Annotated in this window: 7 protein-coding genes; 4 read left to right on the forward strand and 3 right to left on the reverse strand. The window is 67.3% G+C overall.

Annotated features, from left to right (window positions below; translation table 11 throughout):
- A partial coding sequence (locus AB0L58_RS35285; protein ID WP_364394064.1) for a beta-ketoacyl synthase N-terminal-like domain-containing protein occupies positions 1 to 1616 on the reverse strand: 1616 nt, incomplete at its 3' end.
- 57 nt (positions 1617 to 1673) lie between these two features.
- The gene (locus AB0L58_RS35290; protein WP_364394066.1) at positions 1674 to 7859 is read right to left on the reverse strand and encodes a type I polyketide synthase; all 6186 of its coding nucleotides are present in this window, start codon (positions 7857 to 7859) and stop codon (positions 1674 to 1676) included.
- 954 nt (positions 7860 to 8813) lie between these two features.
- On the opposite strand from AB0L58_RS35290, the gene AB0L58_RS35295 reads away from it, so the two are divergent.
- The 3 genes from AB0L58_RS35295 (at position 8814) to AB0L58_RS35305 (ending at position 11333) form a co-directional block, all read left to right on the forward strand.
- Positions 8814 to 9311 carry a helix-turn-helix domain-containing protein gene (locus AB0L58_RS35295; RefSeq protein WP_364394068.1) on the forward strand — a complete coding sequence of 166 codons (498 nt, stop codon included), beginning with the start codon at positions 8814 to 8816 and terminating at the stop codon, positions 9309 to 9311.
- Positions 9312 to 9444: 133 nt separating this feature from the next.
- Complete coding sequence (locus AB0L58_RS35300; RefSeq protein WP_364394071.1) at positions 9445 to 10095, forward strand: hypothetical protein; 651 nt, start codon at positions 9445 to 9447, stop codon at positions 10093 to 10095.
- Between the two features lie 275 nt (positions 10096 to 10370).
- Positions 10371 to 11333, forward strand: a complete 963-nt coding sequence (locus tag AB0L58_RS35305) for an NADP-dependent oxidoreductase (RefSeq protein ID WP_364394073.1) — start codon at positions 10371 to 10373, stop codon at positions 11331 to 11333.
- Between the two features lie 297 nt (positions 11334 to 11630).
- Here the strand turns inward: AB0L58_RS35305 and AB0L58_RS35310 are convergent, their stop codons facing one another.
- Complete coding sequence (locus AB0L58_RS35310) at positions 11631 to 12230, reverse strand: TetR family transcriptional regulator (RefSeq protein ID WP_364394075.1); 600 nt, start codon at positions 12228 to 12230, stop codon at positions 11631 to 11633.
- A 72-nt stretch (positions 12231 to 12302) separates the two neighbouring features.
- Here AB0L58_RS35310 and AB0L58_RS35315 point away from each other — a divergent pair, with 72 nt between their 5' ends.
- Positions 12303 to 12878, forward strand: a complete 576-nt coding sequence (locus tag AB0L58_RS35315; RefSeq protein ID WP_364394078.1) for a dihydrofolate reductase family protein — start codon at positions 12303 to 12305, stop codon at positions 12876 to 12878.
- The last annotated feature ends 109 nt before the right edge of the window (positions 12879 to 12987 follow it).

Genomic DNA, 12987 nt, shown 5'->3' on the forward strand with positions numbered 1-12987 from the left:
CCAGCCAACAACCCCGCACCCATCCCCACCCACTGACTCCCCTGCCCCGGAAAAACAAACGCCACCCGACGCGGCACCACACGACCCGACACCACGGCAGCCTCTTCCGAGGTCTGCGCCGCCGGATCGGCCAGTGCGGCCAGCGCGACACCCATCGCGTCGGCGTCGTGTCCGATCACCGCGCCCCGCCAGTCCAACGCCGTGCGCGAATGGATGAGCGAATACGCCACATCGGCGGCGTCACCGGCCGGATGTCCGGCCAGCCACTCCTGCAATCGAACAGCCTGCTGCCGCAACGCTTCCGGGCTCTGCCCGGACAACACCCAGGTCACCGGGCGGTCGGCGCCGGCCACACCCGCATCACCCGCGACCGGCGCCGGCGCCTCCTCCAGAATCACATGTGCGTTCGTGCCACCCATTCCGAACGACGACACGCCCGCCCGGCGCTGTGCCGCGCCCGGCCAGTGCTCCGTCGCGGTCTGCACCCGCAATCGCAGCGCTTCGAGTGGAATCTGCGGATTGGCGGTGTGAAAGTTCAAGCTGGGCGCCAGTTCCCGATGCCGCAGGCTCAGCACGGTCTTGATCAGGCCGGCGATCCCGGCGGCACCCTCCAGATGCCCGATATTCGTCTTGACCGAACCGACGGCCAGCGGTGCGCTCCCGGACCGCCCGGCGCCATAGATCTCGCCGAGGGCCCGCGCTTCCACCGGATCGCCCGCGGGTGTACCGGTTCCGTGCAACTCCACATAATCCACCGACGCGGGTTCCACATCGGCGGCCGCCAGCGCGGCCCTGATCACCGCGGTCTGCGCGGACACACTGGGCGCGCTCAGCACTTGACGCTCGTTGCCGCTGTTGATAGCACTGCCGCGGATCACCGCGTAGACCCGGTCACCATCGGCGACCGCGCGCGCCAGCGGCTTGAGTACGACGATGCCGCCGCCTTCGCCGCGAACCGTGCCGTCCGCACGTTCATCGAAGGTGTAGCACCGTCCCGACGGTGAGTGCGCGCCGAACTGCTCGTAGCGCTCACCACCCAGCGGCGACAGGATAAGATTCAGCCCGCCCGCCAAGGCCACATCACACTCGCCGCCGCGCAACGATTCACACGCCAGGTGCACCGCGACCAGCGACGAGGACTGCCCGCTGTCCACCACCATGCTCGGACCGGTGAACCCGTAGTAATTCGAAATCCGGTTGGCGGCGACGCCGCGCCCGACGCCCGACAACGAATGCCTGCCGACGCCGGGCTTACCCCTCGACGCCTCGATTTCGGCGAAATCGGTTCCGGTGCTGCCCAGGAACACTCCCGCGCGGGCACCGTCGCGATCGCGGTAGCCCGCGTCTTCGAGGGCCTCCCAGCTCAGCTCGAGACCGAGCAGCTGCTGCGGATCGATCGCACGCGCCTCATTCGGCGCCACCCCGAAGAAGTCGGCGTCGAATTCCGATGCCGAAGCCAGGAATCCGGCCTTCTCCTCGATTCGCGGGCGGTCTGCGGGAGCGGAGCCGATAGCCTCGCGCCCATCGCGCAGCAACCGCCAGAAGCTCTCGAGATCGGAAGCGCCGGGCATCCGGCACGACATTCCGACAATGGCGATCTCATTCGCGTCGACCATGATTCCTCTATCTCGCCTTATTCGATTCCAAGCATGTGTTTTTCGCGATCACGCGGTTCATCGGTTGCCCACGACGTCGCTCGCAATCGAGTGGAGCCATCGCCGAATCCCCTCTGCCGCAGCCGGTGCCGCGTCTTCGATGAGGGAGAAGTGGTCGGCGGATACGTGGATCGTGTCGCCGCGGTGCTGCCAATCCGGCACCGGCGCAGCAATATCGAGGCCCGGTAGCCCGACAGTGGCTCGCAGATTCAGCGTGGGCGCGGCAATGGACCGCGTGCCGCGCTCGCCGAAGATCCGCACATAATTGCCCATGGCGACCAGTGCGTGGTCGTCGATATCGATCAGTTCGTGACCGCGATCGAGCACCAGGCCGAGCGCGCTGGCGAAAATGGTGCCGATGAGGTCTTCACCATCCGGCGAATAGGTGTCGAGCATCGCGACACCGACCGGGCCACGACCACGCTCGTCGAGCCGTTCGGCGAGCGCGTGCGCGACCGCTCCGCCGATCGAGTAGCCGACGAGTACGAACGGATGCTCGCCCGTGGCGTTTTCGGTGACAATGGCAAGATGGTCGAGCAGCGCGTCCCAGGTCGGCGGCATCGGTTCACCGACTCGGGTCCCCGGCAGTGGCAACGCGGACACACCGAATTCGGCGCCGAGTTCGCGCGCCAAGCGGCCGAACTGGTGCGGTCCGTTGCCGACCAGGAACGACGGGATGCAGATCAGGTTGGGTCCGGCGCCGGCGCGCGACAGCAGCATGGGCGCCGAGGGGCCATTCGCGGCGGCCGGCTCATCGAAAGCGACGCTCAGTCTGGCACTTTCGATCAACAGCGGCATCGCCTCGGTCGCGTCCCCGCGCCGATGCGCCGCCATCACCAGCTCCGTCAACCGGCCACGTACTCCCGATGCGGCGGGCGGCGGCTCGTGCCGAACCTCGACGGCCCCCATCCGCGACCGCAGCAGCTGCGCGACCGCGGCGGCGGTCGGATGCTCGAACACCAGCGTCGACGGCAGAGACAGACCCGTGATGGCGCCGAGCCTGTTACGGAACTCGACGCCGCCCAACGAGTCGAATCCGAGTTCGGCGAACGGCACATCCACGGCCACCGCAGCGGCCGACTTGTGTCCGAGGACGACGGCGGCCAGCGAGCGTATCTCCTGGAGGATGACCTCGTAGTGATCGTCCTCGGGCAGCATCTCCAAACGCTGTGCCAGCGAGCCGGGTTCGCTGCCGGGCTGCGCTGCCACGGGCGCGCGCACGATCTCGCGCAGCACCGGCGGCAGCACGCCGGAGCGAGCGAGCGATGCGAGCGCGTCCCTATCGAGCGACGCGGTCATCAGCAGCGAGTGGCCGGTGGCCAGCGCCTTGTCGAACATCGCCAATCCCGGCTCGGGGGTGATGGGTAGCAGCCCGAGCCGGGTGCGAATACGGCGGGCTATGTCCTCGGTATCCTCCCGATCGAGCACGCCTGCCATACCGAGCGTCCACAGCCCCCACGCCAGCGAGTGCGCGGGCAGGCCGGTTTCGCGACGACGATGCGCGAGTGCGTCGAGGAAACGGTTCGCGGCCGCGTAGTTGCCCTGGCCCTGACCACCGAGTAGCGGGGCGGCGGAGGAAAACAGCACGAACGCCGACAGGTCGTGATCCCGGGTGAGTTCGTGCAGATGCAGTGCCGCATCGACTTTCGGCCGCATGACGCGGTCGATCTGCTCGGTGGTCAGCGTCTCGACGGTGCCGTCGTCGAGTACGCCGGCGGTGTGGATCACGGCGGTCAGCGGGTGTTGCTCCGAGATGGTCCGCAGCAGATCTCGCAGCGCATCTCGGTCGGCGACGTCGCAGGCGGCCACCCGGACCTGCGCACCCGCGGCCTCGAGATCGCCGACCAGATCCGCGGCGCCCGGGGCATCCGGTCCCCGCCGGGAAACCAGCAGCAGGCTCCGAACGCCATGTGCCGCAACCAGATGTCGCGCCGTCAGCGCACCCAGACCTCCGGTGCCACCGGTGATCAGAGCCGTCCCGCCGCCGAACGAGACCGGTGCCGCATCCGGCGCGGCGGCCCGTATCAGCCTGGGTACCAGTAGCGTGTTGTCACGTGCTGCCACCTGCGGCTCACCGAGATCCGCGGCTCGCACCACCGTGCCGGATGTCACCGCGGTGGCGTCGTCGTGGTCGATCTGGACGACCCGGCCGGGATGTTCCGACTGCGCACACGCGATCAGACCGGATACTGCCGCTGCCGCAGGATCACACAATTCGCCCGGTATTTCCGCGGCGTTGCGGGTCACGACGACCAGCGTGGATTTCTCGGATCGTTCGTCGGCGATCCAGTCCCGGACCATCGTCAGCGCCGCATCGACGCGCAGCCGGGCCACCTGGGCGGCATCACCCGTCGCGGGGACGTCCTCACAGTGCCAGACGACGATCTCGGGTACGGACGGCATTGCGAGCAGAGCGTCCAGATCCGGGTGTGCCTCGACGCCCGGCATCGTCGTGGAGCCCAATACCGCTACCGCACAACGATTCACGGAGATCGAGGTGGATACCGGAGTCCACCGGAGGGTGTAGAGCGGGTGCGAGGTTGCGCGATCACGGCGCAGGGTGCGGGCATCGACCGGGCGCGCGACGAGGGTGTCGACGGCCACTACGGGTAGACCGTGCGTGTCGGCGGCATCTACTCGGATGGTGTCGTGGGTGCGGGCGACCCGCACCCGCAGGGCCGTGGCTTCCTCCCGGTAGACGCGCACTCCGGCGAACGAGAACGGCAAGGGCACCCGGCCGTTGCCGGTATCGGCGAGACGGTCGATCGCGGTGTGGAAAGCGGCGTCCAGCAAGGCCGGGTGCACCCGGAACCGCCGCGCGTCCGCGTTCTCGGGCAACGACAGCTCAGCGAACACCTCGGCACCGCGCATCCACGCGGCGCGCACACCCCGGAATGCCGGGCCGTATCCGAAACCCATGTCCGCCAACCGCTCGTACAGCCGCGCCGAGTCCACCGGTTCGGCGCCCGTGGGCGGCCACACCCGTCCGTCCCACACCGCGTTCGCCGCGCCGGCCACGGGCGCCAGCACCCCTGTCGCGTGCGCGACCCACTCCGCGCCGTCGGAATGCTCACCGGACACCCTGGAGTGCACGGCGAACCGACGCCTGCCCGCGCCATCGGCGGGCTCGACACCGAGCTGAATATCGACCGCGGTGTCGTCCGGCAGCAGCAGCGGCGCTTCCAGCAGCAGTTCCTCGACGACCTCGGCGCCGAGCCGAGTGCCGGCGGTCAACGCCAGTTCCACGAATCCGGTCCCGGGCAGCAACACCGAGCCGAAGACCGCGTGATCGGCGAGCCACGGGTGGGTCCGCAACGACATCCGTCCGGTGAACAGCCATTCGTCCCTGCCCGCCACAGAGACGACGCCGGTCAGGATCGGATGATCCGACGACACCGCGGAGGCATCGGCGGCGAGCGGCTCCAACCAGAACCGCTGACGCTGAAATGCGTACGTGGGCAACGACACCCGGTGCAGCGGACGGCCCGCGAAGATCGGCTGCCAATCCACCTCGGCGCCGCAGGCGTGCAGCTGCCCCAGCATCGTCACGTACTGCGTCACTTCGTCGACCGAACGCCGCGCCCCGGCGGCAACCATCGCCGCCGCCTCGACCGCCGGATATTCGGCCAGGCACTGGCGAGTCATGGATGCCAGCACCGCATCCGGGCCCACCTCCACAAATCGCCGCACCCCGGCCGCGACGAGGGCATCGACGCCGGGCGCGAATCGCACGCCGCCGCGTACCTGCTGCACCCAGTACTCCGGATCGGTCACCTCGGCACCGGCGACACCGCCGGAGATGTTCGACACCACCGGGACGGTCGGCGATCGATATGCCAGACCCGCTGCCACGGAACGGAATTCGTCGAGCATCGGCTCCATCAACGCCGAATGGAACGCGTGACCGACCCGCAATCGCGATGTCCGCACGCCCGCGTCGGACAGCTCGCGCTCCGCCGCTTCGACGAGGTCGGCAGCGCCGGACAGCACCACCGACGAAGGGCCGTTCACAGCCGCGACCGATAACCGATCACCGTGTACCGCAACGAGTTCGAGCGCTTCCTTTTCGGTCAGGGCGGCCGCGAGCATCGCGCCGCCGGCCGGCAACGCACCCATCAAGCGGCCCCGCGCCGCCACCAGCGCACACGCGTCCGCCAGCGACCACACCCCCGCGACGTAGGCGGCCGTCAGCTCGCCGATCGAATGTCCGGCCAGCACATCCGCGGTCACGCCGAACGACCCCATCAACCGGAACAACGCCACCTCGAACGCGAACAACGCGGGCTGCGTCCACTCCGTCCGATCCAGTGCGACATCGGCCGCGCCGACCCCCGGCGGCCGTGTCGCAGCGCTGCCGGAGAACATCACCTCCCGCAACGACCCGCCGAGATGGGGAGCGAACTCGGCGCAGACCTCGTCCAACGCCGTCGCGAAAACCGGGAAGGCCGCATAGAGCTCCGCCCCCATCCCCACCCGCTGAGCTCCCTGCCCAGTGAACAGAAATGCCGTCCCACCCGCGACGGACGCACCGGCCGCCGAGGATCCCGACGCCAGGTCCGCCAACTCCGACGCCAGCTGTTCGCGATCGCGACCCACCACCACGGCGCGCCGGTCCCATTGCGTCCTGTTCTCGATCAGCGACGACGCCACACTCCACAGGTCCGCATCCGGATTGTCGAGCAGCCACTGCCGCAACCGATCCGCCTGGGCGCGCAGCGCCGCATCGGACTTGGCCGATACCAGCAACGGCAGCACATCCGCCGCGGCAGCGGGGATCGCGGCGGTCTCCTCGACCGGCGAAGGGACGGACGCGGGCGCTTCCTCCACGATCAAATGAGCGTTGGTGCCGCTGATCCCGAACGAGGACACCCCAGCCCGCCGCACCCGCTCACCCGCGAGCCAGGGCTCCGCCTCGGTCAGCAATCGCACCGATCCCGCCGACCAATCCACATGCGGCGACGGCTCACCCACGTGCAGCGTCCTGGGCAGCATTCCGTGCCGCAACGCCTGCACGACCTTGATCACCCCGCCCACGCCCGCGGCCGCTTGCGAATGCCCGATATTCGACTTCAGCGACCCGAGCCGCAATGGCGCGCCGCGACGCTGTCCGTATGCGGAGATCAACGCCTGTGACTCGATCGGATCACCCAGCGGCGTTCCCGTCCCGTGCGCCTCCACCACATCCACATCCGCCGGCTCGAGTCCGGCAGCTGCCAGCGCGGACGCGATCACCCGCTCCTGCGACGGACCGTTCGGCGCGGTCAAACCATTGCTCGCACCATCCTGATTCACCGCCGATCCGCGAATGACGGCCAGAATTTCGTGCCCGGATCGCCGCGCGTCCGACAACCGTTCCAGCACCAGCACGCCCACGCCCTCGGACCAGCCCACCCCGTCCGCGCCGGCCGAGAACGACTTGCACCGCCCATCACGCGACAAGCCCCGTTGCCGCGAAAACTCCACGAACAGCGACGGTGTCGACATCACGGTCACACCGCCGGCCAGCACCAGGGACATCTCCCGGCGGCGCAGTGCCTGGGCGGCCAGATGGATCGCCACCAGCGACGACGAGCACGCCGTGTCGACCGTCAGCGCCGCACCTTCCAGCCCCAGCGTGTAGGCCACTCGCCCCGACACCACACTGCTCACCGATCCGGTGCCCGCGTGCCCCTCCGCTGCCGGGCCGGCGGCCTTGGCCGTGTGCTCGTAGTCGGTGTACATCACTCCGGCGATCACGCCGGTGTCGCTACCTCGCAGCGAGGTCGGGTCGATACCGGCGTCTTCCAGGGCTTCCCACGAGGCCTCCAGAAACAACCGCTGCTGCGGATCCATCGCCGCCGCCTCACGCGGGCCGATGCCGAAAAACCCCGCATCGAAATCACCGGCGCCGGAAAGAAAACCGCCCTCGCGCGTATACACCTTCCCGAACCGGTCCGGATCGGGATCGAACAATCCCGCCACATCCCAGCCCCGGTCGGCCGGGAATTCCCCGATCGCGTCCGAGCCGGAGGCGACCAGATCCCACAGTTGCTCCGGCGACTCGACACCGCCCGGATACCGGCAGCTCATGCCCACGATCGCAATGGGCTCGACGCTCTGCTCCCGCAGTCGGGTGAGCTCGTCGCGACTCGACATGAGCTCCACGGTGACCTTTTTGAGGTACTCCAACATCCGGTCGGACGAGTCACCAGTGTTCGTGTCCACGTTCACATCCAGGGGTAGATCGGGGTTGCCGAAGACGCCGGAAGAATTCCGGCGCTATCGGCCAGGGGATACCGACGCCGTCGTCGAGCTTCGAGTGGCGGAGCGGTGATTCGGCGAATCGGCGGCAGACGGCCGGTGGCGTTACGGCTGAATCCAGCCGTCGTGACTGCCCTCGGCAACGTTGGGCGGGGGCGAAGCGACGGATCCGCTCGCAGACCGCCTACGGTACCGGTCCCCGTCCGAGCATGCGGGCACCAATTCCCGGCCGCTCCATGACGTGCGAAAGTTCGCCGAGGCCGATCGACACGAACTGGACGTTTGCTTTTTTCCGGCGCACAGTGCCGCCATCGCTATGTCCCTCATCGACACCTCTCACACTCCCGACGCCAGCCGACTCACAACAATGTCGCCGACTGCCACCGTTCATACCCTTTTCGCATCGCCGCTCCGGTCAATCAATGGCCGTTAATTCGAAGCCTCATTCAGCAGAAATCGGCCGCGCACCGCGATACGACCCGAGTATCAAGCGTTCCCAACGATGGGAATAGACGCTGGGAGCCACACATGCCAGATCCCGCTCTCCACACGGACAACCGCCCCCAACACGAAACGAACCGATCATGAAGTCCGCTGATGAGCGACTTCCCACTTCGCGTCGGCTCCCTCCGCTCACGGGGAACAGGGGAGGTCCAGGCGCTCGAATGTTGCCGCTCGAGACGCCGTGCACATGCGGTCCGGTACCGCCTGCGTGCGGCAGGACATTTGCGGAAATATACTCAGAATTAACAAAGAATTAGGAATTCTCGCCGCCGACACGACACTTGCGCGCGACGACGAAAACAGCTGAGCGCGACGGACATTACCGACACCATCGCACGTCCGAAAACGGTTTCCGACGATGGCGACCGACGCCCACCGAACAACTCCCATCCCCATCAAGTCTCCGGACCTACCGTGAGATTCGAATCCCGGTATGTTGATCGCGAAGCGCTCGCCTGCGAATCTTGCCTGTTTGCGTTTTGGGCAACTTTGCGACAATGGCCACGGTCTTGGGCCTCTTGCAGGAGTGAACGCACCTTTGCGCGGACCTTCCGCGCCGAGACCGGTACCACTCCAGCATATTTCATCGAGAACCTGCGACTCGAGGCAGCTCGCAGACTGCTGGAGAGCACCGACCTCACCGTCGACGCGATTGCCCGCACGGTCGGTTACAAGCATGGCAAGACACTGCACCGGGTGATCGCCCGGCGGCTGTCCACCACCCCCGACGTCTACCGCCAGCAATTTGCCTCGACCACTGCCGCGCATACCCAACTCAACCTTGCGTCAGCAGAATTATCCAGCCATCGGGACCCTCATGTGTCCCGGCCGTGCGGAGCGGCGCGATCGGGTCGATTCCGGTGTGCACGAGCAGGTTCGGCGGAGTTCAAGCGCATCACCCTGGGCCTATGAGCAGGCAGGACTGCCAACGACGTGCCAAACTTGTTGTAGCACTTCACAGCTGGTCGCGCCGTGGAACGACTTCGTAAGTGAAGATCAGCGCGCTGTTCGGGCTCCTATGGCGCTAACGTTGCCATGGCGTGCCGTGAACAGGCTGATTCCTGCGCCTCGTGCGCAGGCTGAACAGGTGCTCGCGGCGCGGTCAATCCGTCAATCGCACAAAGGGATTCCCATGCCCATCGAACCAGACGAACGCCTCGGCATACGCGGGCAAACCAATGCTGTGGTACACGCTCTGATCACCAGCGTTGTCAGTGTGTTCGCACTGATAGTCGTCGTCGTGCTCATCTCGAATGCGCTCGGCCTGGGTGAGGAAGAGTCGGAATCGACTGCGGCGAATACAACGAGCAGCTCAGCCCCTACCGCGCCGCTGACAACACCGGCCACGGCGCCGGCGTCCCTGTCGGATCCGCGATGCGCGCCAGCGTCGGAAAATACCGTCGCGCAGGTGCAAGCGGGCCTCACCATGGATGGCTACCGGCTCGCCAATGCCACGGTGATCATTGACGGTCGTCTCACGTTCTTCGGCGCGACGACCCTCGACGCATCTGGACAGATGGAAGAACGTTCGGACGTGTGGATCCTGCGCGACCACGTCGTCTTCGCCTCCACCGGAGGCGCACGGAGCAACTCGCAGTTCCCGAAAGCCTCGTCGGCGCCGCTGAGTATTTCGCCGGGAGACGAGCGGGTGCGAGCCGTGGACGGCTGTGTAGTGGATGCGACGCGCAAAAGCTGATGCCCTGTGGGCGCGACGAATCGGGCGAGCTCGCAGCGAGGGGTAGACCGAGAATCGGAGTCGTCGAGGCCAACCGATGAGGGAGACCAATTCTTGCGTGCCACGCAAGTATTCATTGTCAATGTTGCGCTGCAGATCATCCCTTGGTGGGGCAAGACTGATCCTCAGGAGTTCTCGACAGCGGATGTGCCGCTCTCGACGAGACAACCGATCGGTCGCGCCACCCCTCACCGGACAGGTGCCGGCTGCCACCCCACCAGGACAGGAGCCCAGTCATGCCCAGAATCGTGCGTCCGACCGCCTACGGCACGCCCGATGTGCTCGCCGTGACCGAGGTGCCGACTCCGCGCGCGGCCGCCGGCGGCGTGGTCGTCGAGGTCCGGGCCGCGGGGGTCAACCCGATCGACTGGAAGCTCTACAGCGGCACTTTCCACGCCGTGGACGACGACCACAAGGACGCCGCCGGGGTCGCCGCCTCGATGCCCTCGATCGGTCTGGAGTGCGCGGGCGTCGTCATCGAGGTCGGTGCGGATGTAACCGGTGTGCGGGTCGGGGACGAGGTCATCGTGTACCCCGTGACGGCCGCCTACGCCGACTACGTCACGGCCCCGGCCACGTCGATCTTCACCAAGCCCGCGGGGATCGGGTGGGCACAGGCAGGGTCACTGATGCTGACCGGCACCACCGCCGTCCACGCACTGCACGCCGCCGGTGTGGGTGCGGGCGACACGGTGCTCGTCCACGGCGGGGCCGGCGGGGTCGGCCTGATGGGCGTGCAGCTGGCCACCGCTGCGGGTGCCACGGTGATCGCCACCGCCGCCGAGCGCAACCACGCACTGTTGCGCGAGCTCGGCGCCATCCCCGTCGGCTACGGCCCTGGGCTCACCGACCGGGTGAACTCCGCCGCGCCGCAGCGCATCACCGCCGCAGTCGATTTCGCCGGTACCGACGAGGCGCTCGACGTTTCGCTGGAGCTGGTGGCCGACCGCACCCGGATCGCCTCGATCGCCGGGTCGCCGCGACGCGCCGCGGCCGGCATCAAGCTGCTCGGCTACGGGCCGGGGCAGGACGCGGGCACCGAAGTCCGCGGCGCCGCCCGCGGTGAACTCGTCGAGCGGGCCGGGTCCGGGGCGCTGCGCGTCATCGTCGATACCACCTTCCCGCTCGCCGAGGCCGCGAAAGCCCACGAGGTCGGCATCGCCGGACACGCACCCGGCAAGCTCGTGCTGATTCCCTGAGAACCGTAGGTCACCCCGTACTCGGAAATCGGTATCGCTCGGAAGCCGTAAGAATCGGAGCGCAGCTTTCAAGTCAGGGTCTTCGCGTGGACCAACGCCGAACACGAACACCGCTCGCGTGCGCAATCGCTGGGATCATCCTCGCCCGCGCCGTCGGCGCGGCGCTACCTGACGATCGACATGGCTCCGGACCGACAACCGCGGCGCTATGCCGCTGCGGCGCTGCAGTCGCGGCGATACGGGACGTGCGGATGCGGCAGCAGGCGAGAGGCCGAACCGCGATGAGTTCGCTACCCGTCAAGGGTTGGCGCTGGCGACCTGGGTGGTGGCGGGTATTGCGCGCGCCACGATCGTGCGCACCAGTTCGGCGGCCCGCTGCTCATCGAAAATGCCTGGGAGGGTGAGCCGTTCGAGGATGAGCCAGTTCAGGGCGAGGTAGAGCATTACCACGGCGTCCTCGTCGCCGGGCAACTCCGACTCCCGATAGTTGCTGATATTGAAGTCCAGATCCGCGCGCACCCGCTCGGTCAGCAGTGCTTGCAGTTCGGGGCGCCGGGTGGCCTCCAGCCGCAGTTCGAGGATCGCGAGATAGCCGGTGCGGAAATGGTAGACCCGGTCGACCACCTCGGTCATGAGTTCGGTCATGGTCTCGCGAGTTTGCGGTCCGCGCGATTTCGCCACGGCATCGTCGCTGGGGATCAGCCGCTCGTAATAGCGGTTCCCGACCTGGACAAGCAGTGCGTCCCGGTTGGGAAAGTAATTGGAGGCGGTTCCGGCGGGCACTCCCGCCTCCTGATCGACCGCCCGGAAGGTCAGTCCGCGGGCCCCTTCGCGGGCCAGGACCTCGATCGATGCATCCAGCAGAGCCTGCCGGCGTTCCGGATTCGTACGCACCACTTGACACCACTCCATCTGTAGTACTACGGTTCAAATCACTTCGTACAGAGTACTACATTCGAGGCGGTATGGATGCGGAAGCTTGTCTACTACGTGGCGGTCTCCCTCGACGGCTACATCGCGGGTCCGCAGGGAGAATTCGACTTCTATCCGATGTGTGAGGACATGATGGCCTGGATCAACGAGCGCTATCCGGAGACGGTGCCGACGCCGATCCGCGAGTCCGTCGGCCTGCCCCTCGACACACCGAACAAGACCTTGGACACCCTGGTCATGGGCCGCGGCACCTACGAACCGGGCCTCGCGCTCGGCTCCACCAGCCCGTACGACCACCTGAAGCAGTACGTCTTCTCCAGCACCCTTGCGCCGGTGGACAACCCGCAGGTGGAGGTCGTCGACACCGATCCGGTCGAGCTGGTCCGGCAACTGAAGAAGGAAGCGGGCCTGGCCATTTGGCTCTGCGGCGGTGGCAAACTGGCCGGTCAGCTCCTCGGCGAGGTCGACCAGCTGATCATCAAGAGCTACCCCGTGATCGCGGGCGACGGCGTCGGGGTCTTCACAGGCAATTTCGAGCCGACGCAATTCGAGGTCACCCAGCGCGCGGAGTTCAGCAGCGGCGCACAGGTCACCTGGTTCGACCGCGCCTGATCCGGTGCAATCCCGCCGGAGTTCCGGCAACCCTGGCTTCACGCGCTTTTCGAAAGGCGGTACCGATATGCGAAAGCAACGCAGCACCTTCCCCACCCAGAGCAACCAG

This window comes from Nocardia sp. NPDC052112, assembly GCF_040680135.1.
GTDB lineage: Bacteria > Actinomycetota > Actinomycetes > Mycobacteriales > Mycobacteriaceae > Nocardia.